This is a genomic window from Nonomuraea solani (assembly GCF_900108335.1).
GTDB lineage: Bacteria > Actinomycetota > Actinomycetes > Streptosporangiales > Streptosporangiaceae > Nonomuraea > Nonomuraea solani.
On record NZ_FNVT01000011.1, the window covers coordinates 31978 to 47143 of the forward strand.

A 15166-nucleotide genomic window follows, 5' to 3' on the forward strand; every position below is an offset into this window, starting at 1 on the left:
GGTCACCCGGCATTCGCCTGCGAGGCGACCCGCTCGATGGCCTCGACGGCGGCGTCGGGCTGGTCGACGTAGATGTAGTGCCCGCTGTTGGTGGCCGTGCTCAGCCTGCTGCCGCTGGACAGCCCGAGCCACTTGCGCTGGCCCGCGGTCCACGCCTGCTCCAGGTGCTTGCCGTACGTGGGGATGGCCTCGAGGTACGGCTTGCCGTGCTTGATCACCTCTACCGGGATGTTCCCGGCGGAACCGACCTTGCCGTCGGCGATGGCGAGCTTCTCCGGGTTCTGCCCCGCGAAGATCGCGAGGTTCTGGGCGCGTACGTCGGCCGCCGGGCCCTTGGCGGACTTGGGGATCGCCTTGCTGATGTCGGCGACCATGGTGGGCGAGGTGGCGTCCATCAGGACCAGGCCCTTGACCTTGCCGGGGTGCTCGGGGGCGTACCTGGCGGCGATCAGCCCGCCCAGCGAGTGTCCGGCCAGCACGACCGGGCTGTCAGCGGCGATCTGGTCGAGCACCCCGGTCAGAACCTTCCCGGTGCTGGTGAAGCTCTGCGAGCCGTCCGGCTGGTCGCTCTTGCCCGCGCCGAGCCGGTCGTACGAACAGACCCGGTTCTTCGCGCTCAGCGTCTTCTGGAGGGCGGCCAGCTTGTCCAGCCCGTCACCGCCTCCGTGCATCAGCACGATGACCGGCTTGCCCTTCGCCGCGTCACCCGAGCAGGACACGTTCACCGACCGGCCCTCGACCTCGATCTTCCCGTTCGTCTTCGGGTCGGCCTTCTTCGTGGGGGCGGCGAAGGGATCCCATTCGTCCATCGAGGTGCTCCCACAGCCGACGAGTCCCGCACACAGCGCGGCCACAACGGATGCCTTGAACTTGCGGTACATGATGTCCTCCGGTCGATGAGCGCTGCGGCTACGCTATGGAGTCGGCGACCTCGGAATCGTCACCGCACGGTGGACATTCGCCGGTAGCTCGCACGGGGGACAAACCCTCCGAAACCGCTAGGCTCGCCCGGGTGATGGACGTTCGACGGATCAGGGATCTGTGGCAGCGGTGCGACGTCACGGTCAGGGATCTCCCGTTAGCGCTGCTCCTGACCGTCATGTCGCTCCTGCCGGGGTTCCAGGGCACCGGCACACAGATCGCCGCCCTGCCGACCCGCCCCTACGACGCGCTGGCCGTCGTGGTGATCGCCCTGGAGGCCCTCCCGCTCACCGTGCGCCGACGGTGGCCGGCCGTCTCTCTCGTCCTGGTGTCGCTCGGTTTCGCCCTCGACCAGCTCTTCGCCTACCACGCGCTGGCGGGCACCGCGCTGCCCATCGCGCTCATCAGCGCGGGCGCCCACCTGGAACGCCACCGGCGCCTCATCGCGATCCTGCTCTCCGCCGCGTACCTGCCGCTGATGCTCGCGCTCGGCCGGCTCGGCTCGCACGAGACCCCGGCGGACATCGTGATGCTCTACGTGGTCCTGGCCCTCGCATGGGGAATCGGGACGTGGCTGCGCACCACCCGGGCCGCCGAGGCCGAACGCCGCCGCCACATCGCCGAGGCCACCCGCGTCGCCGAACGTACCCGTATCGCCCGCGAACTCCACGACGTCGTGACCCACCACGTGACGGCGATGGTCGTACAGGCCGAGGCCGCCCGCTACCTGACCGCCGCCCCCGAACGCCTTGACACGACCCTGAGCGCCGTCACCGACACCGGCCGGCGGGCCATCACCGACCTGCGGCACCTGCTCGACCTGCTCAACCCCGACCACGACACCCAGACGCCGGCCGTTGGCGACCTGCGCACCCTCGTCGAACAGACCCGGCAGGCCGGCCAGCCGGTGGAGATCATCGAAGAGGGCGAGCCCGCGGAGACGTCCGGCAGCGCCGCGTTCGTGGCCTATAGGGTCGTGCAAGAAGCCCTGACGAACGCCCTCAAGTACGCCCACGGCAGCCGCACCGAGGTCCGCGTGCGCCACGGCGAAAAGGAGATCACCGTGGAGGTCAGCACCGACGGTTCCGGCTCGGGGGCCCTCTCTCCCGGCGGCAGCGGGCGGGGCCTGGCCGGGCTCCGCGACCGGGTCGGCGCCCTGGGCGGCGACTTCAGCGCCGACCGGCAGGCGGACGGCGGCTTCGTCGTACGGGCCCGCGTTCCGGCCGGGAGCCCGTCGTGAGCGCTCCGGTCTCTCCGACCTCCCCGGCCTCTCCGGTCTCTCCGGTCTCTCCGGTCCGGGTCCTGGTCTGCGACGACCAGGCGCTGATCCGTACCGGCTTCGCGACGATCATCGACGCCCAGCCCGACATGGAGGTGGTGGGCGAGTGCGGCGACGGCCGCGCCGCGATCGACCTCGCCCGCCGGCTGAACCCCGACGTCGTGGTGATGGACGTACGGATGCCGGTGCTCGACGGCATCGAGGCGACCCGCCAACTGGCCGGCGCCGGGGTGGAGCAGCCCGTCAAGGTGCTCGTGGTGACGACGTTCAACCTGGACGAGTACGTGTACGAGGCGCTCCGGGCGGGGGCGAGCGGCTTCCTGCTCAAGGACGCCCCGCCGTCACAACTGCTGCACGGCATCCGCACGGTCGCGACGGGCGCCGCGCTGCTGGCCCCCGAAGTCACCCGGCAGCTCGTCGGCAAGTACGCGGCGCGAATCCGCCCCGCCCAGGGCGTACCGGACGATGTCGCGCTGACGCCGCGCGAGATGGAGGTGCTCTGCCTCATCGCCAACGGCCAGTCGAACAGCGAGATCGCGGTGACGCTGGTGATCAGCCCGGAGACCGTCAAAACGTACGTGTCGCGCATCCTCACCAAACTCGACCTGCGTGACCGGGTGCAGGCCGTGGTCTACGCGTACCGCAGGGGCCTGGTGACCTGAAAACCGAGCCAGGGCTTGGCTGACAAAAGGGCTTCCCGAGACACGCATGTGGTCATGTATCCAGCCGATGAACGGGGAGGTCGCACAACCGTGTCCGGCCACCCGTGCTTCCGTCTGGCAAAGGCGGAGGCCATGCGAGACAACGAGGGAAGAGCATGCCCAACTACAACATCACTGTAGAGACCGGCGATGTGCCCGATGCCGGGACGAACGCCAATGTCTTCCTCAAGATCCACGGAACCACGGGATCGGTGGGTCCGACCGACCTGGACAATTCCGAGGACAACTTCGAGCGTAACGCCGTCGACCACTTCACCCTGACCATGTCCTCGGTCGGCGAAGTGATGAGCATCGAAATCGGCCACGACAACACGGGGAACAAGCCCGGCTGGTTCCTGAACAGGGTCATCATCGACGTCGACGGCCAGGAGGCCGAGTTCGCCGCCTACCGCTGGCTGGCCAAGGACGAGAACGACCACAAGACCGAGGTCCGCCTCGACAAGCTGACCAGCGACGCCGCGGTCGCGGGGGCCTGAACAGTCTATTCGAGCACGTGGTATGGCCTGACCTGGCACCGCGGGGAGGCTCAGTGGTCGGCCTCCCCCGGCGCCAGGTCAAGCCCCTGGGTGGCGGCGTATCCGGCGAGGTAGGCTGATCGATACCGGGGACCTTTCGTGCGTTGGCATTCGGGTTGGCGTCGCCCGCGGCGATCGACTGCATATGGCCCGCACAGGGTCCGGACGGGTCTGGCCATCACGACGTCGGCATCTCGCGCTCCTCTCGCGCCGCCAAGTTCCGTCGCCGAATGCGAGTTCCACCCTCGCGACGCCGCAGCCGAGCCCTCCATCGACCATCGGGCGGGCATCTCAACGATCGATGCCGCCCCGTATCGGCACGCGCGGGTCCACCCCCGACCTTCTCCCGGGTGGCTTCCTTCCTCTTCAACCGGAGCATCCATGACGATCATCGACACCCCGCCTCCCGCCAGTACGGTGAAACCCTCCACCACCGTCCATCTGTCCGGCGAGATCAACATCTTCACCAGCGAGGCTCTGCGCACCCGGCTGATGGACGAGCTGGACCACAGCCACGAGTCCCTGGTCCTGGACTTGTCGGGCCTGTCCTTCCACGACGTCTCCGGGCTGGCCGTGCTGGTCGGCGTACAACGCCGCGCACGCTCGATGGGCATCACCCTCGCCCTGACCGCTCCGTCCTCCCGCACCTCCACGATGCTCCGCCTCACCGGCCTGGGCAGAGGCCTCCTGATCGAGCCTCTCCCCATTGCGTGACCCCACCCGATCCGGAGCGGGACGCCCGCTCCCCCCGATGCCACCGAAGCGGAAGACCCAGGCATATCCCCAGGCCCACCGCCCTACCTGCCTCGACAGGACAGGCCCCAAAGCCCCGCAAACCATCGATGAACACCCGCTGTCTCGACGTGGAAATCCGATGGCATCCACGCTGAGGTCGCTTTTACTAGGGGACCAGGCGCATACTTAGACCAATGAAGCCTCCTCAAGCGACCCGGCGCCGACTCCCCGGAAGCCCCTTCAACCTTCCCGAAGTTCCTCCGCCGCCCGTCGAGCAGTACGAGGTGAGCGACCAGGTGAGCCACGACAAGTACGGGCTCGGCCGGATCATCGCGGTGGAGCAGAACCTCGCCGTCCTCGTCGAGTTCGGCGCCGAAACCTACCGAATCGCCGCACCGTACCCAAAGCTCGTGAAGCTGTGACCCTCGCACCACCCAGCCACCCGGCAACCTGACCCCAGGCTGCCAGCACAGGCACACCTCCACCCTGGCCTGCAGCGACCCTCGCCATCCCGCAGGCCATCCGCCTTACACGGCCCGGCGCCAGCATGTAGACGTTCGTGCAGACCCCCGCCGAGCCGATCTCGTCGGGGTACGTCGAAGTCGGCCGGCCAGGTGAATCGCCGGCTGAATCCAGGACGGTGCGTACTGAAGCCACCTGTACCAGGGCTTGGTAGGTTCAGTGCTGGTCGTAGAGGTGTTCGCGGCATGCGGACACCGGTGAGCACCGTTCGCGTGCCAACAAAGGCTTCAATGCCGTCTGGCCGTGATTTATTGGATGTTCCACCGGAACACGGCCAAGCCAGGCAACGCGCGCATCGAACCAGCGGTGCGCGCCACGCAGGTTCGCGTTTGAGGTCGCGCGTTGAACGGTTCAGCCGCTGCCTTTGCGCGATGGCTCCGACGGCTCCTCGCGAGCAGGAGGCTGTTGAGCGTGACGGCAGATGACCGACCCGAACCACCGCACGCACCCTTCCCTGTACGACAACACTCTCCTTGAGGATCAAGACGTTACGGTGCAGTTGTATTCGCCCGCTCTCGGCTTGGGCGAGGAGACCGCGACTCAGGATGCGGATCCCAGACCGCCGGTGAGCGTGATGAGGTCGTCGCGGACCGGGCCCATGATGGGGATCCTTGACCACCACCAGTCGCAGCGCGCCAAATTCCGCTCATCCAGACGGGCAGCGCGACCGCTGCCATCGCTCTCCGTCTCCCGAATAAACTTTTCGTCGATTTCAGCCAGGGCTGCTTTCATCATCCCTCGCTCATCGACGGGCAGCTTATCTAGAGCAAACTCAAGGAAATCTCTGATGATGTACGCTGCGACGAGGTCGTAGGCCCCCCAAGCTGACATGTCCGTAGCAGGAAGCGCCATGTCCCGTCCCAGTTTTTCCACGTGGGCACGCCACGCCCTCATAAGATGAACCACATCGAGCGTTCTGTGCTGGGAGACCTGAATCTGAACGGATCGGATGCGGTTCACGGACTCCGCCGTCAAGTTGCTTACTGGCCACGCGCGATGCTCTTCTTGCACTTCCCATCTCACCCCTGCCCATGTAGTACACCGTACTCTTCCATGGCTGTGACCAATTGACGATGGCTCGTATGCCGTTCTATTTGAAGTCCGAGGCATTCTGGTCACCTTTTGCGAACGGGGCCGGCGGATCGCAGAACTTCTTCGATCTCCTTTCGCGTCGGTCTGCCCATGCCGGGTTGTCATCTCCAGCATGCGAGGCGACGAATTCCACGAACTCATTCAGCGTGTAGTCCGAGCCGTGGAAGTTCTGATCGCCGAGGGCGTCGCCGACCTTTCCTCCGATCGGCCGCCCGCAGAACGGCCCCTCGTTGTGCACCAGGACGGCGGTGGCTCCGACATGTACATAGAAGGTGTGCGTGTCTGCCACGGTGATGTCATGAACGGTTCGTCCGGTCGCGTGGTCGGCCACGCCGACAACCGGCGAAGTGGTCCCGTTCGGGGAGCGAAGCAGTGTGCCAGTCCGTAGCTGGTCGGCTCTGATCCATGAGCCGGTCCCCGCGTCCCAGAAGAGATGGTGTTCGGTGGCGTAGATGACGCCGGTCCGCTGACCACGCTCGCCATCGGTGTCGACCGTGATTCCGACGACGCTGTTGTAGCGGGTGCCGGAGAAGGCCGCCACGACCGCCTTGGCTTGGGCCTTGCCGGTCTTGGGGTCGGTTGCTAAAACCTTGTCGCCGGGTTTGACTTGTTCGATGGGTTTGGTTTTGCCGTTGGCGAGGCGGACATGACCGACGCCAGTACCGCGCCCGCCACCATGATCCCGGCCGACCGCGAACGGACCCGCCCCCACCAAGCGACCATCTCTCCAGCCCCTTCCTCGGCGAGCCCGAACGGGTCCGCGTAGAAACAGCCCACCCTTGGCCGGCCGGTGGTCCGCAGCGAACACCGACGGGAGCTGGATGGCACGCACACCGGTGAGCCCGTCCCTCAACGGGCGATCACCGACCTCGCGACGAAGGTAATCGCCGGCCGTTCACCGGTCGTCAACCGCTGAGTGGAACTTCGCCTCCACCAACCGCGGTAGTGCGCGCCCGAGATCAACCGGCCGTGGTAATCAGGCGGCGGTGCTCCAGGACGGACGCGACCGCGTAGCCGCCACCGCCCGCGATGGCGAGGACCCAGAACAGCCCCGGGGTGCCGAACAGGAGCGCGCCCGTCGAGACCAGCACGAGCCACGTCCCGAGGGTGTAGTGCAGGACATTGCGGCGGGCGACGCCTTCCGCGAGGTAGAGCAGGCCGACGACGAAGGCGGAAGAGGTCGGCCACAGCACGGACTGCAGCTCTGGCATGCCGGTAAGGCCGGTGAGGCCGGTGATCGCGAGGAAGACTCCGGCGAAGGCGCTGATCCAGGCGAGACCGAGGAGCTTGCCGGCCAGGCTCTCGGCCTTGTCGGCGCCTCGCTGGGCGCGGGTGGCGGCGAGCGTGGCGAAGACGGTGCCCGCGGCGAGGCCCGCGCCGAGCAGCGCCATCGGCAGCCAGTCCGGTAGCGCGACCAGCGGATCGGCGCCTCGGGAGATCGCGGCGGAGCCGTGGCCGAGGACGTACGCCAGCCCGAAGCTGACGTAGGCCGGGCGGTTGTCGACCTCAACGGTGCGGGTGGCCGGGGCGGTGAGTTCGATGGTGGTCATGGCTGTTACCTCCGGGACGATCGATGAGGTGGGAGAGAGGGATGGCGATGCGGTGGGCGATGTCGGCGGGCCAGGGAAAGGCGCGGGCGACGGCACGTTGGTGGGCGAGTCCGTGGAGCCCCAGCCACAACGCGAAGGCGTCGGCGGCCGGGTCGTCGCTGGTGCAGTGGCCGGCGGTGACGCAGGCGGCCAGGCTGTGGGTGAGGACCCGCAGCGTCTCCGCGCCGGGGCCGGCTCCGCCGGCGAACATGGCGCGGTAGCGCTGGGGATGCGCTCGGGCGAATTCGAGGTAGGCCGAGCAGAGGTCGAACAGCCGCCGTCGGGGGTCGCCGTCGGAGACGGCCTGGAAGCGGCCGGTCAGGTCGGCGGCCGCCTGCCGTACGACGGCCTCGACGAGCGCTCGCCGGTCGGGAAAGTGGGGATAGATCGACGGGGCGGCGATCCCGGCGCGGCGGGCCACCGCGCGCAATGTCACGGCTCGTTCGTCGCCGCTGGTGTCGAGCAGTTCGGTCGCCGCGGCCAGTATTTCCGTGCGGAGCCGGCCGCCCTGTCCTCTGCGGTTTCGCGGCATCTACGGGACGAGGACGACTTTGCCCGCGACGGTGCGCGACTCGGCGAGCGTCAGCGCCGCACCGGCCTCGGCCAGCGGAAACTCGGCCGCGATCCGCGGTGTGAGCACACCGTCGGCCACCAGCCGGAGCACCTGGGTGAGGTCCTCGCGCAGGCGGGCCCTGAAGGTGCTCAGGCGGCGCTTGCCGGCCCAGAAGTTGTAGAAGTGCGCGCTCTTGCCGTTGGGCGAGAGGTAATTCCAGGTGGCCAGCAGGGCGAACGACTTCAGCACCGGGAGTCGCGAGTTGCCGGCGTCGTTCTTCGTGGCCGCGGTGCCGTAGGACACGAGCGTCCCGCCGCGGCGTACGAGCTGCCACGACTCCACCAGCCCGGCGCCGCCGACGTGGTCGAACACCGCGTGCACCCCGTCGGGCGCGAGCTCGCGGATCTTCCGGTACATGTCCGGGTCGCGGTAGTCGACCGGGGTCGCGCCCAGCTCGCGCAGCAGCTCGTGGTGGCGGGCCGAGGCGGTGCCGATCACCTTGATCCCGGCGTTCCTGGCCAGCTGCACCAGGGTGGAACCGACTCCGCCGTTGGCGCCGAGCACGACGATCGTCGCGCCCGGCGGGACCTTGGCGGTGCGGTGCAGCATCTGCCAGGCCGTGATCCCGTTGACGGCCACGGTCACGGCGGCGGCAGGGCCGACGCCGTCCGGCACGGGGACCAGGTCCGCGGCGTCGATCAGCAGGGCGCTCGCCCAGCCGCCGATCTTGGTCACCGCGGCGTACCGGCGGCCGATCATCGTGGCGTCCACGCCCTGGCCGACGGCGGTCACCGTGCCGACCACGTCGTAGCCCGGCACGAAGGGGAACGCCGGCTGGTCGTAGTACTTGCCGCGCCGCATCTGCTGCTCGGCGAACGACACGCCGGTCGCCTCCATCCGCAGGACGACTTCGCCCGCGGCGGGCGCCGGTAGGTCGCGAGTGCGGATCCGCAGGTCATCCGGCTCGACCGGGCCCGGCAGGACGATCTCGGTGACGCCGACGGTGCCGTTCATGTGCTCCTCCTCAGTTCCGCTTACAGTCGTAACCTTACGACTGTAATTTGATGGAACGCAAGGGATAACGCATATAAGTTTTCACGTGTAAGCTAACGGCATGTCAGATAACCTCACCCGCGCCCGCAACCGCAGGGGCGAGGGCGCACGCCTGCGCGACGAGATCGTGGCCGCGGCGGTGGAGCTCCTCGACGAGACCGGTGACGAGAGCTCCATCAGCCTGCGGTCGGTGGCCCGCCGCGTGGGCATCGCGGCGCCCTCGATCTACCGTCATTTCCCTGACCAGCCGTCCATCATGCTGGCGGTGGTGCGGCAGGCGTTCACGGAGCTGGAAGCGCAACTGCGCCTCGCGGTGGCCGCCGTGGGCGACGACGATCCCCGGCGCCGGCTGTTCGCCGTCTGCGACGGCTACCTCGACTTCGCCCAGGAGCACCCGGAGCGCTATCGCACCATGTTCGGCGGTCTGTGGATGCCCGCGCTGGAGGGGACCTCGCTGACGGAGGCCGATCTGGTGGCACTGGGCGACGGATGCCTGGGCCTGCTGCGCGAGGTGCTGGACGGTTGCGTCGCCGCGGGCCACGCCACCAGCACTGATCCGGCCGCCGACACGATCGCGCTGTGGCTGGGCCTGCACGGCCTGGCCCATCAGCGATCGGTGACCGTCGCCTTCCCGTGGCCGGCGGACATCGCCCAGCGCATGATCACCGCGCTGGCGCACCTCGGCGACTAGCGCACGGGCGGCTCTCCGCCGACGGCGTGAAGCGCGTCGACGTACCCGCCGCCGACGTCGAGGTCAAGGTCCGGCAGCGGCTGTACACGCTCTGGTGTGCGGCCGATTTACGGCTGGCGGGTCAGGTAGCCGCCCATGGTTCTGAACACCTCGCCGGCCGGCAGGTCGGTGCCGTCCTCGGTGCGGACCTGTTCGATCACCAGGCCGTGGCTGCGGCCCCGGCGGGCCTCGGCGCCGGCGACGATGACGATGCCGTCGCCCTCGCGGATGAACACCCGCCCCGGCGTGCCGCCGTAGATGCCCGTGGAGACCGACGCCTTCAGGACGCGAACACGCTCGCCCTTGTAGTACGTGAAAGCGTTCGGGTACGGGTCGGACTGCGCGCGTACCAGGCGTTCGATGTCCTCGGCCGGCCAGGTCCAGTCGATGTTGCCGTCTTCGACCGACCTCTTGTGGAAGAAGCTGGCCTTCGAGCGATCCTGGGGCGTCCAGTCCGTACGGCCGGAGGCGATGAGCTCCAGAGACTCGGTGACGATGGGCGCGATGAGGTCGACCGTGCGGTGGAACAGGTCGGTGGTGGTGTCACCGGGCCCGACCGGGATGGCGCGCTGGAGCACGATGTCCCCGGCGTCCAGTTCGGCGTTCATCATGTGGGCCGTGACGCCGACCTCCTTCTCGCCGTTGATGAGCGCCCAGATGAGCGGCGAGAACCCGGCGTAGGCCGGAAGCAGCGAGTCGTGCACGTTGAGGATGCCGTACCGAGGGAGCGAGAAGATCTCCGGCGGTATCCAGGTGCGCCAGTTGTTGGCGACGATCAGGTCAGGCTCTACTTCCTTGAGGGTGAGCAGGAGCTCGTCGTCGGGGCGGTTGCGCAGCACCACCGGGACGCCGTGAGCCTCGGCCAGCTCGGCCACCGAGTCGCTCCAGATCTTCTCGTAGGCGTGGTCGCTCTGGGGGTGGGTGACCGCCAGCACCACGTCGTGCCTGGAGTCCAGCAGCGCTTGGAGGGTTCGGTGCCCCCAGGTCTGGTAGCCGAACATCACGACCCGCATCAGAGCTCTCCTTGTGAGGTGAGTGGGACAAAGGTTAGGCTCGTCTAGTTAGGCGAGCCTAACCTAAGTTGGACTCCGATTCCACCCATGGACTCCACCCCTGGACCGCTCTCTTCGAAAGGCTTTCCATGCCCACTGCCGAGCAGTTCGTCCACGACCTCGTCGGCATCGGTTTCGGCCCTTCCAACCTGGCCCTGGCCATCGCGCTGCGCGAGCGCCAGGCGCGTACCGGCGAACGATTCGACGCGGTGTTCCTGGAGAAGCAGGACGCCTTCGGGTGGCACCGCGGCATGCTGCTCGAAGGCACCACGATGCAGGTCTCGTTCCTGAAAGACCTGGTCACCATGCGGAACCCGACCAGCGAGTTCGGCTTTCTGAGCTATCTGAAGGCGCGTGGCCGGATGGTGGACTTCATCAACCACAAGACGATGTTCCCCTCCCGCATGGAGTTCCACGACTACCTGGAATGGGCCGCGGCGCCCTTCTCCGACCAGGTCGAGTACGGCTCTGAGGTCGTCGCGGTCACGCCCGTCACCGTCGACGGCACGGTGGAGTATCTCGACGTGGTGGTCCGCCAGGGCGAGGGTGAGCTGAGCACGCGCCGTACCCGCAATCTGGTCGTCGCCGTGGGCCTGATCCCGACGCTGCCCGACGGCATCGTCACCGACGAACGCCTCTGGCACAGCGAAGAGCTCCTGGACAAGCTGCCCGCGGTCACGGATCCGCGCCGGTTCGTGGTGGTCGGCGCCGGGCAGAGCGCCGCCGAGGTGGCCGACCATCTGCACGGCCGCTACCCCGAGGCCGAGGTGTGCGCGGTGTTCTCCAAGTACGGCTACACCCCCGCCGACGACAGCTCCTTCGCCAACCGGATCTTCGACCCCGCCGCGGTCGAGGACTACTTCACCGCCCCCGACGCGGTCAAGGAGCGCCTGCTCGCCTACCACGCCTCCACCAACTACTCGGTGGTCGACCTCGACCTCATCGACGAGCTGTACCGCAAGCACTACCAGGAGAAGGTGCGGGGGAGAGAGCGGCTGCGCATTCTCAACGCCTCCCGGCTCGTCGATGTCAGCCGGGACGCCGGGGGCGTGCGCGCCACGGTCGAGTTCCTGCCCACCGGGGAGCGGGCCGTCCTGGCGGCCGACGTGCTCGTCTACGCCACCGGCTACCGGCCCGGCGACCCGCTGACCCTGCTGGGCGCCACCGGCGAGCTCTGTGAGCGGCTGCCGTCGGGCGGACTGCGCATCGAGCGCGACTACCGGATCGCCACCTCTCCCCGCCTGCGCTGCGGCATCTACGTGCAGGGGGCCACCGAGCACACCCACGGCCTGACCTCGACGTTGCTGTCGAACACCGCCGTGCGGGCCGGGGAGATCGCGGACGCGGTGGCCGGGCGGTTGAGCGACAGCGGGCGCAGCACGTACGCGTTCTCGCGCTGACCGTGGCCGTGGTGACGGCCGGCCCGCCGTCACCACGGCTGTGCGAGCGTCCAGGCGACACCTCCGATCAGGGCCTGCCGCCAGCCCGCCCGATCGTGGCCCGAGGCCGAGCGTGTGACCCGCACGGCCGCACCGGCCTGTTCTGTCAGGGTTTCGACCAGCTCGCAGTGCGGCAGCATCCGCGTCTCGTGCTCCCCCACGTCGAACGCGACCCTCAGCCCGGACAGGTCGGGACCCTTCCGCAGCCGCTCGGCGATGGCGCCGCCGACCGGGCCGTCCATGTCCGTCGCGCCGGGCGCCCACCAGAACGACCCCGACTGGCAGGCGACGGCGGACACCAGGTCGGGGAACTCCAGCGCCGCGTACATCGCGCTCAGCCCGCCGAGACTCTGCCCGGCCACCACCAGCCGGTCACTCTCGTCCACCAGCGGCAGTAGTTCGTCCCTGATCGCCTCCCACAGCTCGGGCCGGCACCCGAACTCGGTCTCCCTGGCCTGGGCCGGGACGAACACGAGGGTGACGGGGGGAAGTTCGCCGCAGGCGACGGCCGAGTCGAAGGCGGTCATGGCCGGGTGCAGGTACAGCCAGTCGTCCCCGTCGAGCAGCAGGACCAGCGGCCCGCCGCCGCCCGCCGGGTGGACCCGCACGGTGCGCCGCCCGCCGAGGCGTTCGCTGGTCCAGCGCAGGCGGGTACGCGGCAGGGGCAGGACGTCGTCGGGGCCGATGGCGGGCCAGTGCGGCTGGGGAGGGGCGTCCGGGGTGGCGGCGATGGAGCGGTCACCGCCCGCGCCGGCCGGGTTGAACGGGTCGGCGTGCGCGGCGCCGTCCGCGATGAACTGGTAGGTCATCCGCATCCGCGCGGGCATGGCCACCTCGGCGTACCAGCAGTCCGTGTCGCCCCACTGACACAAGGGGACCGGCTCCGGCCGGCTCTCGAAGCTGAGGCTCGCCGGCGAGCCGCGCCACAGGAACAGGGTCACCCAGCCACCGTCGTCATCGGGCACCGACACGGGTGCCCCGGCCGCCGCCCAGAACTCATCGGTGCCCGGTTTGCCCAAGTATCCGAATGCGTCTCTCATATGCCCCAAGGATGCCAGATGAGGTTAGGCTAACCTAATACCTCCGTGTTACCGTTTGGCTGCCTAAGTCGTGACCGCGATCGAGGAGCCCCGTGGACCTGTCCCATCCCCGACCCGGCGTGGTCCGGGCGTGAGCGCCACCGAGACACGCGCCGCACCGGCCATCCTGCGCACGGCGACGGGCCGCGAGGCCACCCGATGGGTCGCGGCGCACACCCGCGAGCTGCCGGGGCTGACGACCGCCACCGTGCTCACCACGGTGGCGGGGGCGGCGCTCCAGGTGCTGCCCGTGTTCCTGCTCGGCCAGGTGGTTGACGGCGTGGTCGCGGGCGAGGCTCAGTCGATCCTGGTCACGATCGGGGCGCTGATGGTCGCCGCCGTGCTGCTCGGCTCGGGGGCCACCGCGGCGTCGACGTACCTGATCGGGCGGCTGGGCGCGGAGCTGCTCGCGCGGCTGCGCGAGGCCGCCGTACGGGCGGTGCTGGGCATGCCGAGCGCGCGGATCGAGCAGGTCGGCCGGGGTGACGTGCTGTCGCGGGTCGGCGACGACGTGGCCGTGCTGTCCAAGGGCATCAGGACGGCCATCCCCACGGTGTTCTCGTCGGGGGTGCTGGTGGCCATCGCCACGGCCGGCATGTTCGGGCTGGACTGGCGGCTCGGCCTGGCGGGAGCGTGCGCGCTGCCCGCGTACGCGCTGGCCCTGCGCTGGTATCTCCCCAGGTCCGCGCCCCTCTACCAGCGGCAGCGGGAGGCCCAGGCCGATCGCGCGCAGGCGCTGATCAGCGGCCTGGACGGGATCGGCACCGTCCGGGCGTACCGCCTGGAGGAGGCCTTCCGCGAGCAGGTCACCCGCGAGTCGTGGCGGGTGCGCGATCTCGGCGTCGAGGTTTTCCGGTTCTTCGGCCGGTTCGTCGGCAGGGAGAACCGCGCCGAGTTCATCGGGCTGGTCCTGATCATCGTCGTCGGGTACGTCCTGCTGGAGGCCGACGCCGTCACCCTGGGCGAGGCGTCGGTGGCGCCGCTGCTGTTCCACCGGCTGTTCAATCCCCTGGGCGCCATCATGTTCACCTTCGACGAGGCGCAGAAGTCGGGCGCGAGCCTGACCCGGCTGGTCGGCGTGCTGAGCGAGGCCCCGGAGGAGAGGCTGGTGGGCCACACCGTCGTCGCGGCGGCCGGGTCGTACCCGGTCACGGTGGCGGGGCTGACGTTCGGCTATCCCGACTCCGAGCAGCCGGTGCTGCGGGAGGTCGACCTGGCGATCCCGGCGGGCGGCTCGCTCGCGCTGGTGGGAGCGACGGGCGCGGGCAAGACGACGCTGGCGGCGCTGATCGCGGGCATCGGGACCCCGCAGGCCGGGTCGGTGCGCATCGGATCGACCGATCTCGCCGAGCTGGACGAGGCCGGCGCGCGGGCCCTGGTGAGCATCCTGACGCAGGAGACGCACGTGTTCTCCGGCCCGCTCGCCGACGACCTGCGGCTGGCCGCGCCGGAGGCGACCGATGCCGAGCTGATGGACGCGCTGCGCACGGTCGGCGCCGACACCTGGGTCACGGCGCTGCCGGACGGGCTGGACACCATGGTCGGCGAGGGCGGCGAACGCCTCGACGGCACCAAGGTCGCCCAGATCGCCCTGGCCCGGCTGGTGCTGGGCCGAGCGCCGGTCGTGGTGCTGGACGAGTCGACCGCGGAGGCGGGCAGCCAGGGGGCCGCCGAGCTGGAGCGGGCCGTGTCGGCCGCGTGCCAGGGCCGCACCACGCTGTTCGTGGCGCACCGGCTGACCCAGGCGATGGCGGCCGACCGCATCGCCGTGCTGGACGCGGGCCGTGTCGTGGAGCAGGGAACGCACGAGGAGCTGGTGGCCATGGGCGGCCGGTACGCCGACCTGTGGCGGGCGTGGCGAGAAGGGAACTCGAGTTGAGAGGGA

At 69.3% G+C, this 15166-nt stretch carries 16 protein-coding genes; 8 read left to right on the plus strand and 8 right to left on the minus strand.

Features of this window, described 5'->3' with window-relative positions:
* Positions 1 to 2: 2 nt before the first annotated feature.
* Positions 3 to 809 carry an alpha/beta fold hydrolase gene (locus tag C4V41_RS33510; protein WP_327537485.1) on the minus strand — a complete coding sequence of 269 codons (807 nt, stop codon included), beginning with the start codon at positions 807 to 809 and terminating at the stop codon, positions 3 to 5.
* 203 nt (positions 810 to 1012) lie between these two features.
* On the opposite strand from C4V41_RS33510, the gene C4V41_RS33515 reads away from it, so the two are divergent.
* The 5 genes from C4V41_RS33515 to C4V41_RS33535 all read left to right on the plus strand — a co-directional run bounded on the left by C4V41_RS33515 (position 1013) and on the right by C4V41_RS33535 (position 4594).
* On the plus strand, positions 1013 to 2161 hold the full coding sequence (locus tag C4V41_RS33515; RefSeq protein WP_103959991.1) for a sensor histidine kinase: 1149 nt from the start codon (positions 1013 to 1015) through the stop codon (positions 2159 to 2161).
* Complete coding sequence (locus C4V41_RS33520; protein WP_103959992.1) at positions 2158 to 2862, plus strand: response regulator; 705 nt, start codon at positions 2158 to 2160, stop codon at positions 2860 to 2862. Before C4V41_RS33515 ends, C4V41_RS33520 begins: the two co-directional genes overlap by 4 nt.
* Positions 2863 to 3017: 155 nt before the next feature.
* The gene (locus tag C4V41_RS33525; protein WP_103959993.1) at positions 3018 to 3398 is read left to right on the plus strand and encodes a PLAT/LH2 domain-containing protein; all 381 of its coding nucleotides are present in this window, start codon (positions 3018 to 3020) and stop codon (positions 3396 to 3398) included.
* A 420-nt stretch (positions 3399 to 3818) separates the two neighbouring features.
* A complete protein-coding gene (locus tag C4V41_RS33530; RefSeq protein ID WP_103959994.1) occupies positions 3819 to 4151 on the plus strand; it encodes an STAS domain-containing protein in 333 nt (110 codons plus the stop codon).
* Positions 4152 to 4366: 215 nt separating this feature from the next.
* Positions 4367 to 4594: a hypothetical protein gene (locus C4V41_RS33535; protein ID WP_103959995.1), complete on the plus strand. Its 228-nt coding sequence runs from the start codon at positions 4367 to 4369 to the stop codon at positions 4592 to 4594.
* A 640-nt stretch (positions 4595 to 5234) separates the two neighbouring features.
* Here the strand turns inward: C4V41_RS33535 and C4V41_RS33540 are convergent.
* The 5 genes from C4V41_RS33540 to C4V41_RS33560 form a co-directional block, all read right to left on the minus strand.
* The gene (locus C4V41_RS33540; RefSeq protein ID WP_146103890.1) at positions 5235 to 5567 is read right to left on the minus strand and encodes a hypothetical protein; all 333 of its coding nucleotides are present in this window, start codon (positions 5565 to 5567) and stop codon (positions 5235 to 5237) included.
* Positions 5568 to 5784: 217 nt separating this feature from the next.
* The gene (locus tag C4V41_RS33545) at positions 5785 to 6498 is read right to left on the minus strand and encodes a polymorphic toxin-type HINT domain-containing protein (RefSeq protein ID WP_160150487.1); all 714 of its coding nucleotides are present in this window, start codon (positions 6496 to 6498) and stop codon (positions 5785 to 5787) included.
* A 247-nt stretch (positions 6499 to 6745) separates the two neighbouring features.
* A complete protein-coding gene (locus tag C4V41_RS33550; protein WP_103959998.1) occupies positions 6746 to 7336 on the minus strand; it encodes an ABC transporter permease in 591 nt (196 codons plus the stop codon).
* Positions 7293 to 7907 (minus strand): TetR/AcrR family transcriptional regulator, encoded by a 615-nt coding sequence (locus C4V41_RS33555; protein ID WP_103959999.1) that lies wholly within the window; start codon positions 7905 to 7907, stop codon positions 7293 to 7295. The genes C4V41_RS33550 and C4V41_RS33555 overlap by 44 nt, the downstream gene beginning before the upstream one ends.
* Entirely contained in the window at positions 7908 to 8942 is a 1035-nt protein-coding gene (locus tag C4V41_RS33560) for a medium chain dehydrogenase/reductase family protein (protein WP_103960000.1), read from the minus strand.
* A gap of 100 nt (positions 8943 to 9042) precedes the next feature.
* Here C4V41_RS33560 and C4V41_RS33565 point away from each other — a divergent pair, with 100 nt between their 5' ends.
* Positions 9043 to 9672: a TetR/AcrR family transcriptional regulator gene (locus tag C4V41_RS33565; protein WP_103960001.1), complete on the plus strand. Its 630-nt coding sequence runs from the start codon at positions 9043 to 9045 to the stop codon at positions 9670 to 9672.
* A 107-nt stretch (positions 9673 to 9779) separates the two neighbouring features.
* On the opposite strand, the gene C4V41_RS33570 is transcribed toward C4V41_RS33565, so the two are convergent.
* The gene (locus C4V41_RS33570) at positions 9780 to 10724 is read right to left on the minus strand and encodes a methionyl-tRNA formyltransferase (protein ID WP_103960002.1); all 945 of its coding nucleotides are present in this window, start codon (positions 10722 to 10724) and stop codon (positions 9780 to 9782) included.
* Positions 10725 to 10852: 128 nt separating this feature from the next.
* On the opposite strand from C4V41_RS33570, the gene C4V41_RS33575 reads away from it, so the two are divergent.
* Positions 10853 to 12163 carry a lysine N(6)-hydroxylase/L-ornithine N(5)-oxygenase family protein gene (locus tag C4V41_RS33575; protein ID WP_103960003.1) on the plus strand — a complete coding sequence of 437 codons (1311 nt, stop codon included), beginning with the start codon at positions 10853 to 10855 and terminating at the stop codon, positions 12161 to 12163.
* A 29-nt stretch (positions 12164 to 12192) separates the two neighbouring features.
* Here C4V41_RS33575 and C4V41_RS33580 read toward each other — a convergent pair whose 3' ends face one another.
* Entirely contained in the window at positions 12193 to 13242 is a 1050-nt protein-coding gene (locus C4V41_RS33580) for an alpha/beta hydrolase-fold protein (protein WP_103960004.1), read from the minus strand.
* A gap of 130 nt (positions 13243 to 13372) precedes the next feature.
* Here C4V41_RS33580 and C4V41_RS33585 point away from each other — a divergent pair, with 130 nt between their 5' ends.
* Complete coding sequence (locus tag C4V41_RS33585) at positions 13373 to 15160, plus strand: ABC transporter ATP-binding protein (protein WP_103960005.1); 1788 nt, start codon at positions 13373 to 13375, stop codon at positions 15158 to 15160.
* Positions 15161 to 15166: the final 6 nt, after the last annotated feature.

Coding starts and splice junctions, on each gene's coding strand:
- C4V41_RS33510 (WP_327537485.1), bottom strand. CDS start 809: ATGGACGAATGGGATCCCTTCGCCGCCCCCACGAAGAAGGCCGACCCG.
- C4V41_RS33525 (WP_103959993.1), top strand. CDS start 3,018: ATGCCCAACTACAACATCACTGTAGAGACCGGCGATGTGCCCGATGCC.
- C4V41_RS33530 (WP_103959994.1), top strand. CDS start 3,819: ATGACGATCATCGACACCCCGCCTCCCGCCAGTACGGTGAAACCCTCC.
- C4V41_RS33535 (WP_103959995.1), top strand. CDS start 4,367: ATGAAGCCTCCTCAAGCGACCCGGCGCCGACTCCCCGGAAGCCCCTTC.
- C4V41_RS33550 (WP_103959998.1), bottom strand. CDS start 7,336: ATGACCACCATCGAACTCACCGCCCCGGCCACCCGCACCGTTGAGGTC.
- C4V41_RS33555 (WP_103959999.1), bottom strand. CDS start 7,907: ATGCCGCGAAACCGCAGAGGACAGGGCGGCCGGCTCCGCACGGAAATA.
- C4V41_RS33560 (WP_103960000.1), bottom strand. CDS start 8,942: ATGAACGGCACCGTCGGCGTCACCGAGATCGTCCTGCCGGGCCCGGTC.
- C4V41_RS33565 (WP_103960001.1), top strand. CDS start 9,043: ATGTCAGATAACCTCACCCGCGCCCGCAACCGCAGGGGCGAGGGCGCA.
- C4V41_RS33570 (WP_103960002.1), bottom strand. CDS start 10,724: ATGCGGGTCGTGATGTTCGGCTACCAGACCTGGGGGCACCGAACCCTC.
- C4V41_RS33575 (WP_103960003.1), top strand. CDS start 10,853: ATGCCCACTGCCGAGCAGTTCGTCCACGACCTCGTCGGCATCGGTTTC.
- C4V41_RS33580 (WP_103960004.1), bottom strand. CDS start 13,242: ATGAGAGACGCATTCGGATACTTGGGCAAACCGGGCACCGATGAGTTC.